This is a genomic window from Citrobacter sp. Cb004, from assembly GCF_030337065.1.
GTDB lineage: Bacteria > Pseudomonadota > Gammaproteobacteria > Enterobacterales > Enterobacteriaceae > Citrobacter > Citrobacter braakii.
This window is the reverse complement of record NZ_JAOWCH010000070.1, coordinates 400,664-419,050: the sequence shown is the minus strand read 5'-3', so window position 1 is coordinate 419,050 and position 18,387 is coordinate 400,664. Positions and strand designations below refer to the sequence as shown.

General features: G+C 53.5%; 19 protein-coding genes. 14 read left to right on the top strand and 5 right to left on the bottom strand.

Going from position 1 to position 18,387, the window contains the following annotated elements:
- Positions 1–135: 135 nt before the first annotated feature.
- The 4 genes from OGV65_RS23450 (at position 136) to OGV65_RS23435 (ending at position 4,558) form a co-directional block, all read left to right on the top strand.
- Positions 136–1,566, top strand: a complete 1,431-nt coding sequence (locus OGV65_RS23450; RefSeq protein ID WP_286455499.1) for a 6-phospho-beta-glucosidase — start codon at positions 136–138, stop codon at positions 1,564–1,566.
- 183 nt (positions 1,567–1,749) lie between these two features.
- Positions 1,750–2,376 (top strand): uracil phosphoribosyltransferase, encoded by a 627-nt coding sequence (gene upp, locus OGV65_RS23445; protein WP_181221322.1) that lies wholly within the window; start codon positions 1,750–1,752, stop codon positions 2,374–2,376.
- A gap of 95 nt (positions 2,377–2,471) precedes the next feature.
- Positions 2,472–3,761 (top strand): uracil permease, encoded by a 1,290-nt coding sequence (gene uraA, locus OGV65_RS23440; RefSeq protein ID WP_016157119.1) that lies wholly within the window; start codon positions 2,472–2,474, stop codon positions 3,759–3,761.
- A 95-nt stretch (positions 3,762–3,856) separates the two neighbouring features.
- Entirely contained in the window at positions 3,857–4,558 is a 702-nt protein-coding gene (locus OGV65_RS23435; RefSeq protein ID WP_200049399.1) for a DnaA inactivator Hda, read from the top strand.
- Between the two features lie 35 nt (positions 4,559–4,593).
- On the opposite strand, the gene arsC is transcribed toward OGV65_RS23435, so the two are convergent.
- Together arsC and bepA are read right to left on the bottom strand one after the other, a co-directional pair.
- Positions 4,594–4,953 (bottom strand): arsenate reductase (glutaredoxin), encoded by a 360-nt coding sequence (gene arsC, locus OGV65_RS23430; protein WP_046275209.1) that lies wholly within the window; start codon positions 4,951–4,953, stop codon positions 4,594–4,596.
- A gap of 87 nt (positions 4,954–5,040) precedes the next feature.
- Positions 5,041–6,504 carry a beta-barrel assembly-enhancing protease gene (gene bepA / locus OGV65_RS23425; protein WP_047501595.1) on the bottom strand — a complete coding sequence of 488 codons (1,464 nt, stop codon included), beginning with the start codon at positions 6,502–6,504 and terminating at the stop codon, positions 5,041–5,043.
- A gap of 226 nt (positions 6,505–6,730) precedes the next feature.
- Here bepA and OGV65_RS23420 point away from each other — a divergent pair, with 226 nt between their 5' ends.
- The 4 genes from OGV65_RS23420 (at position 6,731) to iadA (ending at position 10,258) form a co-directional block, all read left to right on the top strand.
- Positions 6,731–7,795, top strand: coding sequence for an AI-2E family transporter (locus OGV65_RS23420; protein WP_016153975.1), 1,065 nt, complete (start codon positions 6,731–6,733; stop codon positions 7,793–7,795).
- 165 nt (positions 7,796–7,960) lie between these two features.
- Positions 7,961–8,620 carry a nucleoside recognition domain-containing protein gene (locus OGV65_RS23415; protein ID WP_016153974.1) on the top strand — a complete coding sequence of 220 codons (660 nt, stop codon included), beginning with the start codon at positions 7,961–7,963 and terminating at the stop codon, positions 8,618–8,620.
- A gap of 1 nt (position 8,621) precedes the next feature.
- The gene (locus tag OGV65_RS23410; protein WP_003037948.1) at positions 8,622–9,083 is read left to right on the top strand and encodes a YjiG family protein; all 462 of its coding nucleotides are present in this window, start codon (positions 8,622–8,624) and stop codon (positions 9,081–9,083) included.
- 11 nt (positions 9,084–9,094) lie between these two features.
- Positions 9,095–10,258 (top strand): beta-aspartyl-peptidase, encoded by a 1,164-nt coding sequence (gene iadA, locus OGV65_RS23405; protein ID WP_200080342.1) that lies wholly within the window; start codon positions 9,095–9,097, stop codon positions 10,256–10,258.
- 115 nt (positions 10,259–10,373) lie between these two features.
- On the opposite strand, the gene bcp is transcribed toward iadA, so the two are convergent.
- Together bcp and OGV65_RS23395 are read right to left on the bottom strand one after the other, a co-directional pair.
- Positions 10,374–10,844: a thioredoxin-dependent thiol peroxidase gene (gene bcp, locus OGV65_RS23400; protein ID WP_003835095.1), complete on the bottom strand. Its 471-nt coding sequence runs from the start codon at positions 10,842–10,844 to the stop codon at positions 10,374–10,376.
- On the bottom strand, positions 10,844–11,416 hold the full coding sequence (locus OGV65_RS23395; RefSeq protein WP_019077363.1) for a glycine cleavage system transcriptional repressor: 573 nt from the start codon (positions 11,414–11,416) through the stop codon (positions 10,844–10,846). The genes bcp and OGV65_RS23395 overlap by 1 nt, the downstream gene beginning before the upstream one ends.
- Before the next feature lie 145 nt (positions 11,417–11,561).
- Between OGV65_RS23395 and dapA the strand changes: the two genes are divergently transcribed.
- From dapA to ypfH, 6 genes are all read left to right on the top strand, one after another.
- Entirely contained in the window at positions 11,562–12,440 is an 879-nt protein-coding gene (gene dapA / locus OGV65_RS23390) for a 4-hydroxy-tetrahydrodipicolinate synthase (RefSeq protein WP_286455498.1), read from the top strand.
- A 16-nt stretch (positions 12,441–12,456) separates the two neighbouring features.
- A complete protein-coding gene (gene bamC, locus OGV65_RS23385; protein ID WP_016153971.1) occupies positions 12,457–13,491 on the top strand; it encodes an outer membrane protein assembly factor BamC in 1,035 nt (344 codons plus the stop codon).
- A gap of 111 nt (positions 13,492–13,602) precedes the next feature.
- Entirely contained in the window at positions 13,603–14,316 is a 714-nt protein-coding gene (purC, locus tag OGV65_RS23380; RefSeq protein ID WP_003835086.1) for a phosphoribosylaminoimidazolesuccinocarboxamide synthase, read from the top strand.
- Between the two features lie 128 nt (positions 14,317–14,444).
- On the top strand, positions 14,445–15,311 hold the full coding sequence (gene ypfJ / locus OGV65_RS23375) for a KPN_02809 family neutral zinc metallopeptidase (RefSeq protein ID WP_016153970.1): 867 nt from the start codon (positions 14,445–14,447) through the stop codon (positions 15,309–15,311).
- Positions 15,312–15,326: 15 nt separating this feature from the next.
- Positions 15,327–17,342 carry a tRNA(Met) cytidine acetyltransferase TmcA gene (locus OGV65_RS23370; RefSeq protein WP_286455497.1) on the top strand — a complete coding sequence of 672 codons (2,016 nt, stop codon included), beginning with the start codon at positions 15,327–15,329 and terminating at the stop codon, positions 17,340–17,342.
- Between the two features lie 73 nt (positions 17,343–17,415).
- Positions 17,416–18,114, top strand: a complete 699-nt coding sequence (ypfH, locus tag OGV65_RS23365) for an esterase (protein ID WP_286455496.1) — start codon at positions 17,416–17,418, stop codon at positions 18,112–18,114.
- A gap of 48 nt (positions 18,115–18,162) precedes the next feature.
- Here ypfH and OGV65_RS23360 read toward each other — a convergent pair whose 3' ends face one another.
- Positions 18,163–18,363: a YpfN family protein gene (locus OGV65_RS23360; protein ID WP_200051587.1), complete on the bottom strand. Its 201-nt coding sequence runs from the start codon at positions 18,361–18,363 to the stop codon at positions 18,163–18,165.
- Positions 18,364–18,387: the final 24 nt, after the last annotated feature.

Sequence of the window (18,387 nt, the reverse complement as noted above, 5' to 3'; positions counted from 1 at the left end):
AATGAAACCGGGTACAGTCTTGTGCTTGAAACCTGCCTGCTGAATACACAGTATCGTACTGAAACCGGTTTCTGTTTTCTGTTGCAGACCTCATCAACAGCGTTTGGCACAGAGTAATCACGAGAGGGGAAGGGTATGTCAGGATTTAAAGCAGATTTCATGTGGGGTGGTGCCGTAGCCGCTCATCAACTGGAAGGTGGCTGGCAGGAAGGTGGAAAAGGAATTAGCGTTGCCGATGTCATGACGGCGGGGGCGCATGGCGTGGCGCGTGAAATCACTGACGGTGTGATTGCCGGTAAAAACTACCCTAACCACGACGCCATCGATTTTTATCACCGCTATAAAGACGACATTAAGCTGTTTGCCGAAATGGGGTTTAAATGTTTTCGCACTTCGATTGCCTGGACGCGTATTTTCCCCTTAGGCGACGAAGCGCAACCCAATGAGGCTGGCCTGCAGTTCTATGATGACCTGTTTGACGAATGCCTGAAATATGGCATTGAACCGGTGATTACGTTGTCGCATTTCGAGATGCCATACCATCTGGTGACGCAATATGGCGGCTGGCGTAACCGTAAGCTTATCGATTTCTTTGTCCGTTTTGCCGCAGTGGTTTTTACCCGTTACCAGCACAAAGTGAAGTACTGGATGACGTTTAATGAAATTAACAACCAGGCAAATTATCACGAAGACTTCGCGCCTTTTACTAACTCTGGCCTGAAATATCAGCCCGGTGAAGACCGCGAGCCGGTTATGTACCAGGCGGCGCACTATGAACTGGTGGCAAGCGCACTGGCGGTAAAGGCTGCGCGTGAGATTAACCCGGCATTGCAGATAGGGTGCATGATTGCCATGTGTCCTATCTATCCACTGACCTGTGCGCCGGACGATATGATGATGGCGATGAACGCCATGCACCGGCGTTACTGGTTTACCGATGTCCATGTGCGCGGCAAATACCCGCAGCATCTTCTCAACTACTTTGCCCGGCGTGGCTTTGATCTTGATATCACCGAGGAAGACCGTCAGGCGCTGACTGAGGGTTGTGTCGATTACATCGGCTTTAGCTACTATATGTCTTTCGCAACGCAGGCCACGGCAGACAACCCACAACTGGACTACGACGAGTCGAAAAGTCTGGTTTCCAACCCGTACGTGCAGAAATCGGACTGGGGCTGGCAGATTGATCCCGTTGGTCTGCGCTATTCGCTGAACTGGTTCTGGGATCATTACCAACTGCCGCTGTTTATCGTCGAAAACGGCTTTGGTGCGATTGACGTGCAGCAGGCCGACGGCTCGGTAGATGATTCCTATCGTATTGACTATATGGCCGCACATATCAGCGAAATGAAAAAAGCGGTAGTGGAAGATGGCGTGGACCTGATGGGCTATACCCCGTGGGGCTGTATTGATTTAGTCTCGGCCGGGACGGGGGAGATGAAAAAGCGCTACGGCTTTATCTATGTTGATAAAAATAATGACGGAAGCGGAACGTTAGTACGCTCGCCGAAGAAATCTTTTTCATGGTATCAAAACGTTATCCAGGCCAATGCTGAATATCTATAAAATTCATAGTATTGACAGCCAGCCCCGCCAATAATGCGGGGCTTGTTTTATACTCATCATCCAGACGCAAACGACTTTGGTTGATCCATATCAAGCGTATCCAGTGTTGCGCCAGAGACGAAAAGCGGTATAATCCGGCGATTTTTTTTGTGGTTGCCACTCGTCTGAGGAAAGGAGAAGAGTATGAAGATCGTGGAAGTCAAACACCCACTCGTCAAACACAAGCTGGGACTGATGCGTGAAAACGACATCAGCACTAAACGCTTTCGTGAACTCGCCTCGGAAGTTGGCAGCCTGCTGACTTATGAAGCAACCGCTGGTCTGGAAACCGAAAAGGTGACCATTGAAGGCTGGAACGGTCCGGTTGAAGTTGACCAAATCAAAGGTAAAAAAATCACCGTTGTGCCAATCCTGCGTGCGGGCCTGGGCATGATGGAAGGCGTACTGGAAAACGTTCCGAGCGCGCGTATCAGCGTGGTTGGTATGTACCGTAACGAAGAAACGCTGGAGCCGGTTCCGTACTTCCAGAAGCTGGTATCTAACATCGATGAGCGTATGGCGCTGATCGTTGACCCGATGCTGGCAACCGGCGGTTCCGTTATCGCCACCATCGACCTGCTGAAAAATGCAGGCTGCACCAGCATTAAAGTGCTGGTCCTGGTTGCGGCACCGGAAGGTATCGCGGCACTGGAAAGAGCGCACCCGGATGTTGAGCTGTACACGGCCTCCATCGATCAGGGGTTGAACGAGCACGGATACATTATTCCGGGGCTCGGCGATGCCGGCGATAAGATTTTTGGTACCAAGTAAACGAATAAGTGAAAAGAAGCCGACTTTAAGAGTCGGCTTTTTTTTGAATATAACAACCCAAGGCTAATAACAAACAACACTCAGAGGAAAACACTATGACGCGCCGTGCTATCGGGGTGAGTGAAAGACCGCCGCTTTTACAGACAATCCCGCTTAGTTTGCAGCACCTGTTCGCCATGTTTGGCGCAACGGTACTGGTGCCAGTCCTGTTCCACATCAACCCGGCTACCGTTCTGCTGTTTAACGGCATTGGTACGTTGCTGTATCTCTTTATCTGTAAAGGTAAAATTCCTGCGTATCTGGGTTCCAGCTTCGCATTTATTTCCCCGGTACTGCTGTTGCTGCCGTTAGGGTATGAAGTGGCGCTGGGTGGTTTCATTATGTGCGGCGTTCTGTTCTGCCTGGTTTCTTTCATCGTTAAGAAAGCAGGAACCGGCTGGCTGGATGTCATGTTCCCTCCTGCGGCGATGGGCGCAATCGTTGCCGTCATCGGTCTGGAGCTGGCTGGCGTCGCTGCGGGCATGGCGGGGTTACTGCCAGCAGAGGGACAATTACCGGATTCAAAAACCATCATCATCTCAATGGTGACGCTGGCGGTGACGGTATTTGGCTCTGTACTGTTCCGCGGTTTTATGGCGATTATCCCGATTCTGATTGGGGTGCTGGCCGGCTACGCGCTCTCCTTCGTGATGGGGGTCGTGGACACCACGCCGATTGCACAGGCCCACTGGTTTGCTCTGCCAACGTTCTACACGCCGCGCTTTGAATGGGTTGCCATTCTGACCATCCTGCCGGCGGCGCTGGTGGTCATCGCTGAACACGTTGGACACCTGGTGGTGACGGCGAATATCGTGAAAAAAGATTTGATTCGCGATCCTGGCCTGCATCGTTCAATGTTTGCCAACGGCCTGTCTACGGTTATCTCTGGTTTCTTCGGCTCTACGCCGAACACCACGTACGGTGAAAATATTGGCGTAATGGCGATTACTCGTGTTTACAGTACCTGGGTTATCGGCGGCGCGGCAATTTTTGCCATTCTGCTCTCCTGTGTGGGTAAACTGGCGGCGGCGATCCAAATCATTCCACTGCCGGTCATGGGTGGCGTATCGCTGCTGCTGTACGGCGTGATTGGTGCTTCCGGTATTCGCGTACTGATCGAGTCAAAAGTTGACTACAACAAAGCGCAAAACCTGATCCTGACCTCGGTTATTTTGATCATCGGCGTGAGTGGTGCGAAAGTTCACATTGGCGCCGCTGAGCTGAAAGGCATGGCGCTGGCGACCATTGTTGGCGTTTGTCTGAGCCTGATTTTCAAAGTTATCAGCCTGCTGCGTCCGGAAGAAGTCGTGCTTGACGCGGAAGATGCCGACAGTCCGCAACAGTAAATCTCTTACCGGGTGGCGATGCTGCCCGGTTCTATCACGACGTATTTCTGTGTTAAACTCAACGCGATTTTATGAAATCCTGGGTTGAGGTATCTCTGAACACACCGGCACAGCTCTCTTTGCCACTTTATCTTCCTGACGACGAAACTTTCGCAAGTTTCTGGCCGGGGGATAACTCCTCTTTACTGGCTGCACTGCAAAACGTGCTGCGTCAGGACCATAGCGGGTATATTTATCTCTGGTCGCGTGAAGGCGCTGGCCGTAGTCATTTGCTGCATGCGGCTTGTGCGGAACTGTCCGCGCGCGGCGATGCGGTAGGCTATGTGCCGCTCGACAAGCGTACCTGGTTCGTCCCCGAGGTGCTCGACGGTATGGAGCATTTATCGCTGGTATGCATCGATAACATTGAATGTGTGGCCGGGGATTCGCTGTGGGAAATGGCGATCTTTGATCTCTACAACCGCATCCTGGAGTCGGGGAAAACGCGTCTGCTGATCACTGGCGATCGCCCGCCAAGACAGCTGAATCTGGGGTTGCCGGATCTCGCCTCGCGCCTGGACTGGGGACAAATCTACAAGCTGCAGCCGCTTTCCGATGAAGATAAGCTGCAGGCGTTGCAATTACGCGCCAGACTTCGTGGGTTTGAACTGCCGGAAGATGTGGGACGCTTCCTGCTCAAGCGTCTGGATCGAGAAATGCGTACGCTGTTTATGACGTTGGATCAGCTTGATCATGCATCGATCACCGCCCAGCGTAAGCTGACCATTCCATTCGTAAAAGAGATACTGAAGCTGTAAGCGCCGCAGCCGAAGAGACTGCGGCAGGTTTCAGGTTAACCGATGATTTCCAGTACCTGCTCCGGCGGGCGTCCAATTCTCGCCTGGCCTTTGGCAACCACAATCGGGCGCTCCATCAATTTCGGGTTTTCCACCATTGCCTGAATCAGCGCATCTTCACTCAGATTTACGTCCGCCAGATTAAGTGACTTATAGAGATCTTCTTTCTGGCGCATCAGCTCGCGCGCGCTGGACATGCCCAGCATCTGCAACAATTCACGCAGGGTTGTGGCGTCAGCCGGGGTTTCCAGATACAACACCACTTCCGGGTCCACACCGTTAGACTTCAGTAACTCCAGCGTTTCACGGCTCTTGGAGCAGCGTGGGTTATGGTAGATTTTAATCGCGTCTGACATGACTTCTCCTTGCATAACAATCCTGCCGGATGGCGACCAAAAGACCTTATCTGGCCTACATATCGCCATCCGGCAAGGGTTCGATAATTACATTTTCGTATACGGTTTAAAGCGCTCTTGCAGTTGGCGTAGCTGGTCGATACGGGCATCGTATCTGGCCTGCTGCTGGCTACCCAGTTTGACCTGTGAGCTTGCGCTGCTGAGCATCGAAATCGCCTGATCCAGACGTCCTGCGAGGGCATACCCTTCCGCGCGGGCCGCCAGTTCCTGATCGCGGTTGTTCAGGTTGGCTTCCGTTTGCGCTAACAGATCCCAGCCGTTAGGGTCGTTCTTATGGTTAAACGTATAGCGATTCAGGATGGTCGCCGCCTCTTTGGCTTGCCCGGCCTGTAAATACGCATTTGCCAGGTTGAGCTGCAGTACCGGGTTGGTGCGCAGGTCGCGGGCGTTTTTCAACCGATTAATGGCATCGCTGGTTTTCTTCTGGCCGAGATCGATATCCGTTGCCAGGTCGAGATACCAGGCATTGTTAGCATCTGCCGCCAGCAGCGGTTGCAGTGCTTTACGTGCCTCGTCATATTTACTGGCCTCCATTGCCTGCAATGCCCGGCCATACTGCGCCGCACGTTGCTCACGTATGTTGCCTTTCGACCAGTTACTCAGCAGGTCATCGGTCAGCTGGTTGCGACCAGAGTTGTACATGCCTAAGGTGCGTGCCTTGGCCAGATAAAAATCTTCTGAAGACTGGACGACAGCCGGACGCATTTGGTTGGCGCGGTTACGGGCATCCGACAGACGGCTTTCTGGCAGGGGGTGAGTCAGCAAAATTTCTGGTGGACGCGAAGAGTAACGGGCCTGATCGAGCAATTTTTCCAGAAACGTCGGCATGGCCTGGGGATCGAATCCCGAGCGTTGCAGTACCTGAATACCGATGCGGTCTGCTTCCTGTTCGTTTTGCTGCGTAAAGCTAATCATCCCCTGGCGTGTACCCGCCAGCGTACCGGTCAGCGCCGCCATACCCGCCTGCGGGCTGGCCATCGCCAATAAAATTGACCCTAACGCACCCACCCACGTTAGCGGCGCGCTGCGTTTCTGATCTTCCATTGCGCGCGCCAGGTGACGCTGCGTAACGTGGGAAATTTCGTGCGCCATAACCGATGCCAGTTGGCTTTCGTTATCGGAATAGCGGAACAGTGCGGAGTGCAAAACAACGTTGCCGCCAAAGAAAGCAAAGGCGTTGATTTCATCGTTGTTAATCAAAAAGAAGGTGAAGGGCGTTTTTACCGAGTCGGCGTGCGAGACCAGACGCATCCCCAGCGCATTAATGTATTGCGTCAGCAACGGATCGTTAATTAATGGCGCACTGCCGCGCAGCTGGCGTACATAATAATCGCCCATCTGCATTTCCTGTCCTATGGAAAGCGTACTCCCTGCCGAGGTTCCCATATCAGGCAGGGTGTCCGCGGTTTCTGCAAATGCGGGCGCAACCTGACCGATGGTCAGTGCAGCAATGAGGGTAGCAACCAGGTTTTTTTTCAACTGCCTGAACATAACCTCTGTCCTGTATTCTTTTTTGAGATAGCCATTTGACCAATGCCGTGAAGTATCGTTCACACTCCGCAAGCTTAGGGAGTGTAACTGCGAAACCTGACGATGAACACCCAGGAAAAATGTCTTTTCACTTTGCGTAATCCGCTATAAAAAGCGAAGTCTTTTTTGTGACATTTCGATACAATTCGGGATCGCAATCCCGCTATTGGATTCATGGAAGGGTTTTATGCTCGAAATGTTGATGCAATGGTATCGCCGCCGCTTTAGCGACCCCGAAGCCATCGCCTTGCTGATTATTCTGGTTGCCGGTTTTGGCATCCTGTTCTTTTTTAGCGGTCTTTTGGCGCCGCTGCTGGTCGCCATTGTGCTGGCGTACCTGCTCGAATGGCCGACAGTACGGCTGGAACATATTGGTTGTTCACGGCGTTGGGCGACATCGATTGTGTTGGTGGTGTTTGTCGGTATTTTGCTGCTGATGGCGTTTGTGGTAATGCCCGTTGCATGGCAACAGGGGATCTACCTGATCCGCGATATGCCCGGCATGCTCAATAAATTGTCTGATTTTGCCGCCACTTTACCGCGGCGTTATCCGGCGCTGATGGATGCAGGCATTATTGATGCGATGGCGGAGAATATGCGCTCGCGAATGCTCACCATGGGCGATTCGGTGGTGAAATATTCGCTGGCTTCACTGGTCGGATTGCTGACGCTGGCGGTGTATCTGATTCTCGTCCCGTTGATGGTGTTCTTCCTGATCAAAGATAAAGGACAAATGCTGAACGCAGTGCGTCGGGTGCTGCCGCGTAATCGCGGACTGGCGGGGCAGGTGTGGAAAGAGATGAACCAGCAAATCACCAACTATATCCGCGGCAAGGTGCTGGAAATGGTGGTGGTTGGCGTGGCGACCTGGCTCGGCTTCCTGCTGTTTGGCCTCAACTATTCGCTGCTGCTGGCGGTGCTGGTAGGCTTCTCCGTGCTGATCCCGTATATCGGCGCTTTCGTGGTCACTATTCCGGTGGTCGGTGTGGCATTGTTCCAGTTCGGGCTTGGCACCGAGTTCTGGAGCTGTTTTGCCGTATACCTGATAATCCAGGCGCTGGACGGTAATTTGCTGGTGCCGGTGCTGTTCTCCGAGGCGGTAAATCTGCATCCGCTGGTGATTATTCTCTCAGTAGTGATATTCGGCGGCCTGTGGGGATTCTGGGGCGTATTCTTTGCGATTCCTCTGGCGACGTTAATCAAAGCGGTAATGCATGCCTGGCCGGATGGTCAGGTCGTTGATGAACCCTAATCTGTTTGCTCCGGCGATGCAATGTCGCCGGAGCCGAACTTGTCTGACCTCTATCCACACATTCTGAATAATCTCCTCTGGTGTCGTTTTTCTCTGCGTTTGTCTTTAACTTGACCCGCGTGATGTCTTTAGTCACGCAAGGAATAAGGCCAACAGGAGAACAAAATGGGTCACAACACACACACGCAGCAGAAGGTGGGATGGGGCGGTTATCTCGCTTTTTTTATTACGATTATTCTTTTTTCCGGCATGTTTGCGAAAAGTACCGAATGGTGGCGAGTCTTTGATTTCACCGTTCTCAACGGTGCGTTTGGGCAGATTAATGCGGCGGGGGACACGGCGGTCTCTTTTCGCGGCACGGGCGGTATGGGCGCAAAAGACGGCTTCTTATTCGCGCTTGAGCTGGCGCCTTCCGTCATTCTTTCACTCGGGATAATTTCCGTCACCGAAGGGCTGGGAGGGTTGCGTGCGGCACAGCAACTGATGACGCCAGTCCTGCGCCCGTTACTCGGTATTCCGGGTATTTGTTCGCTGGCGCTGATTGCGAATTTGCAAAATACCGATGCTGCGGCAGGGATGACTAAAGAAATGGCGGAAGAGGGCATTATCACTGAACAAGAACGTGCCATTTTTGCCTGCTGGCAAACCAGCGGCAGTGCGTGTATTACCAACTATTTTTCCTCGGGTGCTGCGCTGTTTACGATGGTTACCGTCCCGGTGATTACGCCGCTGGCGGTGATCCTTGTCTTCAAATTTGTGGGTGCGAACCTGCTGCGTTTGTGGATTGCGCAGCTGGAAAATCGCCGTACGCAGCAGGAGGCGTGAGATGACAACGCAAGTACGTAAAAACGTCATGGATATGTTTATCGATGGCGCACGGCGCGGATTCACTATTGCAACAACTAGCCTGTTGCCTAACGTGGTAATGGCGTTTGTGATTATTCAGGCGCTGAAGGTGACGGGACTGCTCGAGATTGTCGGGCGGGTATGTGAGCCGGTAATGGCGCTGTGGGGACTGCCGGGGGAATCTGCTACCGTACTGCTGGCGGCGGTGATGAGTATGGGAGGCGGCGTCGGTGTTTGCGCCAGCCTGGTTGTCGCCGGTACGCTTTCGGGACATGATGCTACGGTGCTGTTACCGGCTATCTACCTGATGGGCAATCCGGTGCAAAATGTGGGACGCTGTCTGGGTACCGCGGGAGTCCATCCCCGTTATTACCCGCTTATTATTGCGGTATGCGTAATTAATGCGCTGCTCTCTATTTGGGTTATGCAGGTTATTGCCTGACAAGGAAGGTTATGAACTGTTCCATTCTTAATTTGACGTTGTTCCAGCAGGGACACGTGTACGCGCCGGAAGATTTAGGACGCCAGGATATACTGGTGTCTGACAGCAAAATTGTTGCCATCGCGCCGTCGATTTCCCCTGACGATTTTCCTGGCTGCGAGTGTATCAATCTTGACGGTGCGATTGTGTGCCCAGGATTTATCGATCAACACGTCCATCTGATTGGCGGCGGCGGAGAAGCAGGGCCGCACACCCGCACGCCGGAAGTGCGCTTGTCGCGGCTGGTTGAAGCTGGCGTCACCTCGGTGGTGGGATTGCTGGGGACAGATGGTATTACCCGTCACCCTGAATCGCTGCTGGCGAAAACCCGCGCGCTGGAATTTGAAGGCATCAGCGCATGGATGCTGACCGGGGCGTATTCTCTGCCTTCCCCGACCATCACCGGCAGTATCGATCGCGATGTGGCGCTGATCGATAAAATCATTGGCGTGAAATGTGCTGTTTCGGACCATCGTTCTTCAGCCCCGGACACCTCGGCGCTGGCAAACATGGCGGCGCAGTCGCGCGTTGGCGGATTGTTAGGGCGCAAGCCGGGGATTAGCGTCTTCCATATGGGCGACAGCCCGCGCATGCTGGAGCCGTTGTACCAGATCCTCGACAGTTGCGATGTACCGATTACCAAGCTGCTGCCCACACACGTCAATCGTGCGGAACTGCTGTTTCAGTCGGCGCTGGAGTATGCCCGCAAAGGCGGTTATATCGACATTACCAGCAGCATTGATGAACCCGTCGACCCGGCCACGGCTATCGCCACGGCGCTACGCCAGAACGTGCCGCTGTCGCGTATTACCTTGAGTTCAGACGGCAACGGTAGCCAGCCGGAATTTGATGACTACGGTAATCTTACCGGCATCGGTGTCGCAGGCTTTGAATCACTGGCTGAAACAGTGCGCCAGTTGGTGAAGGTTCATGCCATACCGCTGGAACTGGCGCTGTGTCCGCTGACGCGAACGGTCGCAGAATTTTTGGGACTGGAACATAAAGGGCGTCTGGCGGTAGGATGCGATGCCGACATTTTGGTGCTCAATGATGCGCTTGAAGTTCATCACCTGTGGGCGAAGGGCAAAGCCGTCGTCAGAGAGAAAAAAGCCTGTGTAAAAGGGACGTTTGAATAAACGACGTTGATGCCGGATGGCGGCGTAAACGCCTTATCCGGCTACGGAGTTATGCGGATGGTGGCCTGATAAGACGCGTGGCGTCACCATCAGGCGCTATCCGGCAAAATGTAAATCAGGCGTTCTCTTTCAGCCAGTTCATTACCACGTCGTGGTGGTTGCTGGTTTTGAAGTCATCAAACACATGCTCAATTTTCCCTTCAGCATCAATCAGGAAGCTGATGCGGTGGATGCCATCATAGGTTTTGCCCATAAATGACTTCTCACCCCAGACGCCGAACTGCTCGCAAACCTGGTGATCTTCGTCGGACAGGAGCGTGAAGTTAAGGACTTCTTTCTCCGCGAATCGGGAAAGCTTCTCTGGTTTATCGGTGCTGATTCCCAGCACTTCAACACCTGCTTTTTTTAACTCATCCATGTTATCGCGCAGGCCGCAGGCCTGTACGGTACAGCCGGGTGTCATGGCTTTCGGGTAAAAATAAACCAGAACACGCTGTCCCTGGAAGTCGGTTAAATTTACTTGTTCTCCGTCTTGATCCGGCAAGCTAAATTTCGGTGCGATATCACCGGCTTTCAGTGGGTTCATTACTTAACTCCATCCTGTTCATCATGCTGTGAGTAATTGACGACGTTAATACTGCCTTGCGCATTGAGTTCTGTACAGAGTGCTTTAAACGCATCTTCAATATTTGCCGAATCATGTGACGCAGGACTATGTGCGGTAATTTGAATAAACAGCTGTGCCGCCTTTTCGTTCTCAGCTGGTTGCGTGCGTGAAACCAGTTCCGCAATATTCATTTGGTGGCTGTCAAACAGGGCGGTAAAGCGTTCAATCAAATGCGGAGAATCAGGAACATCGACCTGCACCCATACCGTAGCGGGCATCGCCGGACGGGGGCGTGCGGTCGTGCGCTTCATCACAATCAGTAAATCCAGCTCTGCACCTTTCAACGGCAAGGTTGATTCAATTAGGGTAATGGCATTCCAGGTGCCCGACAGCAACATGATAAACGTGAACTCGTCACCCAGCATGGCCAGTCGGCTGTCTTCGATATTACAGCCGCAACTGCTGACATGACGTGTGATGGTGTTCACAATTCCCGGGCGGTCAGCACCCAGCGCAGTAATGACCAGATAGTGTTGCGATGACGATGTCAAACCTGTTCTTCCTTTGAGCGGTGAGGTAATCATAAGGAAAGCATAAAAAAAACATGCATACAACAATCAGAACGGCTCTGGTCGCTTGCTTTTATTGTCGTACCAAACGTACCATTGAGACACTTGTTTGCACAGAGGATGGCCCATGTTCACGGGAAGTATTGTCGCGCTTGTTACGCCGATGGATGAGAAAGGTAAAGTCTGCCGGTCGAGCCTGAAAAAACTGATTGATTATCATGTCGCCAGCGGCACCTCGGCGATCGTTTCGGTTGGCACCACCGGTGAGTCTGCCACCCTGAGTCATGATGAGCATGGCGATGTGGTGATGATGACCCTGGAGCTGGCCGACGGGCGTATTCCGGTGATTGCCGGAACCGGCGCTAATGCGACCGCGGAAGCCATTAGTCTGACGCAGCGTTTCAACGACAGTGGTGTTGTCGGCTGCCTGACGGTGACGCCTTACTACAACCGCCCAACCCAGGAAGGTTTGTTCCAGCATTTCAAAGCCATCGCTGAACATACTGACCTGCCGCAAATTCTGTATAATGTACCGTCCCGTACCGGCTGCGATATGTTGCCGGAAACCGTTGGTCGCCTGGCGAAAGTAAAAAATATTATCGCTATTAAAGAGGCCACGGGGAACTTAAGTCGCGTTCACCAGATCAAAGAGCTGGTTTCAGACGACTTTATTCTGCTCAGCGGTGATGACGCGACCGGACTGGATTTTATGCAGCTCGGTGGTCATGGCGTGATTTCCGTGACGTCTAACGTTGCGGCACGCGATATGGCCGAAATGTGCAAACTGGCGGCAGCCGGGAACTTTGCCGAGGCGCGGGTGATTAACCATCGTCTGATGCCGTTACACAACAAACTATTTGTCGAACCCAATCCTATCCCAGTGAAATGGGCGTGTAAGGAGTTGGGACTTGTGGCGACCGATACGCTACGTCTGCCGATGACGCCAATCACGGATAATGCTCGTGAAATCGTCAAAGCGGCGCTTAAGCATGCCGGTTTGCTGTAAAGTTTAGGGAGATTTGATGGCTTACTCAGTACAAAAGTCGCGCCTGGCCAAGGTTGCGGGTGTTTCGCTTGTTATGTTGCTCGCGGCCTGTAGTTCTGACTCGCGTTATAAGCGCCAGGTGAGCGGTGATGAATCCTATCTGGAGGCCGCACCGCTTGCTGAGCTTCACGCTCCAGCTGGGATGATTCTGCCGGTTATGTCGGGTGACTATAATATCCCGGTCACCAACGGCAGCGGTGCCGTTGGTAAAGCGCTGGACATTCGCCCGCCGGCTCAGCCGTTAGCACTAGTCACTGGTGCTCGCACTCAGATCGCGGGTGATACGTCGACATTGCTGGTGGAAAATGGTCGTGGCAACACGCTGTGGCCACAGGTCGTTAGCGTCATTCAGTCTAAAAACTACACGATCACCAAACGTGATGATGCCAGCCAGACGTTGACCACCGACTGGGTTAACTGGAACCGTCTGGATGAAGACGAGCAGTACCGTGGACGTTATCAAATCTCGGTTAAACCGCAGGGCTATCAGCAAGCGGTAACGGTGAAACTGATTAACCTCGAGCAGGCGGGTAAACCCGTAGCTGATCCAGCATCAATGCAGCGTTACAGCGCTGAGATGATGAACGTTATCTCCGCAGGTCTGGATAAGAACGCCACTGACGCCGCGAATGCCGCGCAGAACCGCTCTGCCGCCACCATGGATGTTCAGAGTGCTGCCGATGACACCGGTTTACCGATGCTGGTGGTACGTGGACCGTTCAACGTGGTATGGCAGCGTCTGCCGGCAGCGCTTGAGAAAGTGGGGATGAAAGTGACCGACAGCACCCGTTCTCAGGGCAGCATCGCCGTGACCTACAAACCACTGTCTGATAGCAACTGGCAGGAGCTGGGCGCAAGCGATCCGGGTCTGGTATCCGGCGACTATAAACTGCAGGTCGGTGATTTAGACAACCGCAGTAGTTTGCAGTTTATCGATCCGAAGGGGCATACCCTGACGCAAAGCCAGAACGACGCGCTGGTCGCCGTCTTCCAGGCAGCGTTCAGTAAGTAAAAATAAAGGGCTGGATAACTCCAGCCCTTTTTTTCTGATATGATACGCAAACGTGTGCGTCGGCAGAAAAACGCAATATTTATCGTTAATTCACACCCAGGAGTAATAAAGATGCAAAAGCAAGCTGAGTTGTATCGTGGTAAAGCGAAGACCGTATACAGCACGGAAAACCCGGACCTGTTGGTGCTCGAATTCCGCAATGATACGTCAGCAGGGGATGGCGCGCGCATTGAACAGTTTGATCGTAAAGGCATGGTGAACAACAAGTTCAACCATTTCATTATGACTAAACTGCAAGAAGCGGGCATTCCTACCCAGATGGAGCGACTGCTTTCCGATACTGAATGTCTGGTGAAAAAACTGGAGATGGTACCGGTTGAATGTGTGGTTCGTAACCGCGCAGCAGGTTCCCTGGTTAAGCGTTTAGGCGTTGAGGAAGGTATTGAACTGAATCCGCCGCTGTTTGATCTGTTCCTGAAAAACGATGCTATGCACGATCCAATGATTAACGATTCCTATTGCGAAACTTTTGGTTGGGTGAGCAAAGAGAATTTGGCGCGTATGAAAGAGCTGACCTACAAAGCCAACGACGTGCTGAAAAAGATGTTTGATGATGCCGGTCTGATTCTGGTCGACTTCAAACTTGAGTTTGGTTTGTATAAAGGTGAAGTGGTCCTGGGCGATGAGTTCTCACCGGACGGTAGCCGTCTGTGGGACAAAGAAACGCTGGATAAAATGGACAAAGATCGCTTCCGCCAGAGCCTGGGCGGCCTGATCGAAGCCTATGAAGCCGTCGCGCATCGTCTGGGTGTGAAGTTAGACTAATCCTCCCCTGAGCCGGCGATCGCTCTCCGGCTCATCAATCCCGCCGATTTTGATTACTGTTTCTTATGGTAATCCTGTTCCGAACCGCCTACGATCATCATCATAATGAATAAAAAGTTGAGGTGATTATGCGCTGGCAAGGGCGTCGTGAAAGTGACAATGTGGAAGACAGACGAAATAGCTCCGGTGGCGGCCCTTCTATAGGCGGCCCTGGTTTTCGTTTGCCCAGTGGTAAAGGCGGCATCATCCTGCTGATTGTGGTGCTGGTGGCGGGATATTATGGCGTGGATCTCACCGGATTAATGACCGGCCAGCCAGTTTCCCAACAGCAATCATCACACTCCATCAGTCCAAATGATGATGAAGCAGCAAAATTTACCTCGGTGATTCTGGCCACCACGGAAGATACCTGGGGGCAGCAGTTTGAAAAAATGGGCCGGACCTACCAACAGCCGAAGCTGGTAATGTATCGCGGAGCGACGCGTACCGGCTGTGGCGCAGGTCAGTCGGTGATGGGGCCGTTTTACTGCCCGGCGGATGGTACGGTGTATATCGACCTCTCATTTTATGATGACATGAAAAACAAGCTGGGCGCCGATGGTGATTTTGCTCAGGGCTATGTTATCGCCCATGAAGTGGGTCACCACGTGCAGAAACTGCTGGGTATTGAACCGAAAGTTCGCCAGATGCAGCAGAATGCCTCACAGGCTGAAGTGAACCGTCTTTCCGTACGTATGGAACTGCAGGCGGACTGCTTTGCCGGCGTCTGGGGCAACAGTATGCAGCAGCAGGGCGTGCTGGAGTCCGGCGACCTGGCAGAAGCGCTGAACGCCGCTCAGGCCATTGGCGACGATCGCCTGCAGCAGCAGGGACAAGGACGCGTTGTGCCAGACAGCTTTACCCACGGCACTTCTGAGCAGCGGCTTAGCTGGTTCAAACGCGGTTTTGACAGCGGCGATCCGGGACAATGTAATACTTTTGGTAAAGGCATTTAAGCTACTGAGGCAGGGATGTCTGATAATACGGCGCTGAGCGCGTTAACCGAACAGATGGCCCACGAAGGGATCCGTCGTCTGCTGATTATCAGTGGCGAGGGGAACTGGTGTCAGGAGCGGGCATTAGCGCTACGCGACACGTTACCCGGCGACTGGTTATGGGTGGGCGCCCCCGCCCCTGCTGAGCCAAACTGTACGCCACAGGCGCTGCAAACGTTATTAGGCCGCGAGTTTCGTCATGCGGTTTTTGACGCCGGGCAGGGATTTGACGCTGCGGCGTTTGCCGCCTTAAGCGGAACGCTGATCGCCGGGAGCTGGCTGGTTTTGCTGACTCCCCCCTGGCATACCTGGCACACGCATCCGGACGTGGATTCACTGCGCTGGAGCGACTGTGCTGAACCTATCCCAACGCCGCACTTTGTTGAACATGTCAAACGGGTGATTTCCCGTGACGGACAGGCTCTGCACTGGCAGCAGCATCACGCAGTTTCCAGCCCGTGTTTTCCTGTTCGTGCAGTCTGGCACGCGGCAACCGGTGACCCTCAGCCTGAACAGGCGATGATTTTAACCCAGTTGCTGGATATGCCTCCCGGCGTGGCTGCGGTCACAGCTGCACGTGGCCGGGGTAAATCGGCTCTGGCAGGGCAACTGATAGCACGTATCAACGGGACCGCGATTGTCACCGCGCCTGCTAAAGCGGCAACGGATGTGCTGGCGCAATTTGCCGCAGAGGGTTACCGCTTTATGGCCCCGGATGCGCTGTTAAGCAGTTCTGCAACCGCAGACTGGCTGGTTGTGGATGAAGCCGCCGCGATCCCCGCGCCGCTGCTACACCAACTGGTTGTGCGTTTCCCTCGTACGCTGTTAACCACCACCGTACAGGGCTACGAGGGTACCGGCAGAGGCTTTTTGCTGAAATTCTGCGCCCGCTTTCCCCATCTTCGACGCTATGAGTTGCAACAACCCGTGCGCTGGGCGCAGGGATGTCCGCTGGAGAAAATCGTCAGCGATGCGCTGGTGTTTGACGACGAAACCTTTACGCATGCCCCCTTAGGGGAGCTTAACTTCTCGGCATTTGATCAACTCTCATGGCAGACAAACCCGGCGCTGCCGTTAGCGGTATATCAGCTACTTTCCGGTGCGCATTATCGCACCTCGCCACTGGATCTGCGGCGAATGATGGACGCGCCGGGTCAGCATTTTCTTCAGGCTTCGGCTGCTGACTCGGTGGCGGGTGCTGTCTGGCTGGTCGACGAGGGGGGATTATCCGCAGAATTAAGCCAGGCCGTCTGGGCCGGATATCGCCGACCAAGAGGAAATCTGGTTGCGCAGTCACTGGCGGCGCACGGCGGAGACCCATTGGCAGCGACGCTCGTCGGGCGGCGGGTCAGTCGAATTGCGGTTCATCCCGCACGTCAAAGAGAAGGTATTGGGCAACAGCTGATTCTGCAGGCCCGGCACTATTGCACGCAGTGCGACTATCTGTCCGTCAGCTTTGGTTATACGGCTGAATTATGGCGTTTCTGGCAGCGTTGCGGTTTTGTCCTGGTACGGATGGGCAATCATCGGGAAGCCAGCAGCGGCTGTTATACCGCTATGGCGGTGCTGCCCATCAGCGAAGCGGGAAAATGCCTTGCCTGGCGGGCGCACCAGCGCCTGCGACGGGATGCGGAGATTCTTGCGCAGTGGAACGCAGAGCGCATTCCGCTGGTACCACTGAAAGAGACTACGCTTAATGAGGATGACTGGGGTGAGCTGGCTGGGTTTGCCTTCGCGCATCGACCATTACTGACATCATTAGGTTGTCTGAGTCGTTTGCTTGAGCGCAGCGAGTTGCCTCTTCCAGCATTGCGCGGGCGTATACAGGCTCAACGCAGCGATGCCGAATTGTGCCAACAGCTGAAGATATCGGGTCGCAAAGCGCTGTTGGCAGTTCAGCGCGCCGAGGCGGCGCAGGCCTTAAAACAGCTGGATGCTGAGCGTGAACAACGGCTACATAATCGCATTATGCAATGGCAATTTTTTCACTAACTTCTTCAATTTCCTGGCATGGTCATTGCGGTTAAGCGGCGTAGAATGATTCTCATCAGTTAAGGAGATCGCCATGAAACATGACCATTTTGTTGTTCAAAGTCCCGATAAACCCGCTCAACAGCTCTTGTTGCTGTTTCATGGCGTCGGCGATAACCCGGTTGCCATGGGCGAAATTGGCTCCTGGTTTGCGCCGCTGTTTCCGGATGCGCTAATCGTCAGCATTGGCGGGGCAGAGCCTTATGGTACGACTTCCGGGCGTCAGTGGTTTTCGGTACAGGGGATAACGGAAGAGAACCGCCAGGCGCGTATTGACGCGATTATGCCGGTCTTTATCGAAACCGTTCGCTACTGGCAGAAGCAAAGCGGCGTTTCGCCCCAGGCGACCGCGCTGATTGGTTTTTCTCAGGGCTCGATTATGTCGCTTGAGAGTATTAAAGCCGAGCCAGGGCTGGCGTCGCGGGTCATCGCCTTTAATGGTCGCTATGCCACGTTGCCGGAGGTTGCAAATACCGCGACGACGGTGCATTTGATTCACGGCGGTGAAGACCGGGTGATTGAGTTATCTCATGCCGTTGCCGCGCAGGAGGCGTTAATACGCGCCGGTGGGGATGTGACGCTGGATATCGTCGAAAATCTGGGGCACGCCATTGATGAACGCAGTATGCAGTTTGCGCTCGACCACCTGCGTTTTACCGTACCGAAGCACTACTTTGATGAAGCGCTGAGCGGCGGTAAGCCTCACGATGATGATGTGATTGAGATGATTTAACCCGCAGGCCGGATGGCGATGTGAAACCGCCATTCGGCCTGCGTTGGCTTATTTCTTCGGTTGATCCTTGTTTGGCCAATCGTCGTCGTCATCCCATTTATCGTTAAAATCACGATGCGGGGGAAGCTCCGGCTTATTGGCAAGAAATTTCTTGTGGTCGATGCGCTTGAGATCTTTAATCACGTTCAGCAATACGCCTACCAGAAACACCAACACTAGAATCCACCAGTATTTTGCCAGCCAGTCCATGCTCATTTCCTCTTACAGGAACAC

Excerpts from the sequence above, each read along its gene's own strand:
- OGV65_RS23420 (WP_016153975.1), top strand. The coding sequence starts at position 6,731 with ATGCTCGAAATGTTGATGCAATGGTATCGCCGCCGCTTTAGCGACCCC.
- OGV65_RS23450 (WP_286455499.1), top strand. The coding sequence starts at position 136 with ATGTCAGGATTTAAAGCAGATTTCATGTGGGGTGGTGCCGTAGCCGCT.
- OGV65_RS23410 (WP_003037948.1), top strand. The coding sequence starts at position 8,622 with ATGACAACGCAAGTACGTAAAAACGTCATGGATATGTTTATCGATGGC.
- upp (WP_181221322.1), top strand. The coding sequence starts at position 1,750 with ATGAAGATCGTGGAAGTCAAACACCCACTCGTCAAACACAAGCTGGGA.
- dapA (WP_286455498.1), top strand. The coding sequence starts at position 11,562 with ATGTTCACGGGAAGTATTGTCGCGCTTGTTACGCCGATGGATGAGAAA.
- OGV65_RS23360 (WP_200051587.1), bottom strand. The coding sequence starts at position 18,363 with ATGGACTGGCTGGCAAAATACTGGTGGATTCTAGTGTTGGTGTTTCTG.
- bcp (WP_003835095.1), bottom strand. The coding sequence starts at position 10,844 with ATGAACCCACTGAAAGCCGGTGATATCGCACCGAAATTTAGCTTGCCG.
- purC (WP_003835086.1), top strand. The coding sequence starts at position 13,603 with ATGCAAAAGCAAGCTGAGTTGTATCGTGGTAAAGCGAAGACCGTATAC.
- iadA (WP_200080342.1), top strand. The coding sequence starts at position 9,095 with ATGAACTGTTCCATTCTTAATTTGACGTTGTTCCAGCAGGGACACGTG.
- ypfH (WP_286455496.1), top strand. The coding sequence starts at position 17,416 with ATGAAACATGACCATTTTGTTGTTCAAAGTCCCGATAAACCCGCTCAA.
- arsC (WP_046275209.1), bottom strand. The coding sequence starts at position 4,953 with ATGTCAGACGCGATTAAAATCTACCATAACCCACGCTGCTCCAAGAGC.
- OGV65_RS23370 (WP_286455497.1), top strand. The coding sequence starts at position 15,327 with ATGTCTGATAATACGGCGCTGAGCGCGTTAACCGAACAGATGGCCCAC.
- uraA (WP_016157119.1), top strand. The coding sequence starts at position 2,472 with ATGACGCGCCGTGCTATCGGGGTGAGTGAAAGACCGCCGCTTTTACAG.
- bamC (WP_016153971.1), top strand. The coding sequence starts at position 12,457 with ATGGCTTACTCAGTACAAAAGTCGCGCCTGGCCAAGGTTGCGGGTGTT.
- bepA (WP_047501595.1), bottom strand. The coding sequence starts at position 6,504 with ATGTTCAGGCAGTTGAAAAAAAACCTGGTTGCTACCCTCATTGCTGCA.
- ypfJ (WP_016153970.1), top strand. The coding sequence starts at position 14,445 with ATGCGCTGGCAAGGGCGTCGTGAAAGTGACAATGTGGAAGACAGACGA.
- OGV65_RS23415 (WP_016153974.1), top strand. The coding sequence starts at position 7,961 with ATGGGTCACAACACACACACGCAGCAGAAGGTGGGATGGGGCGGTTAT.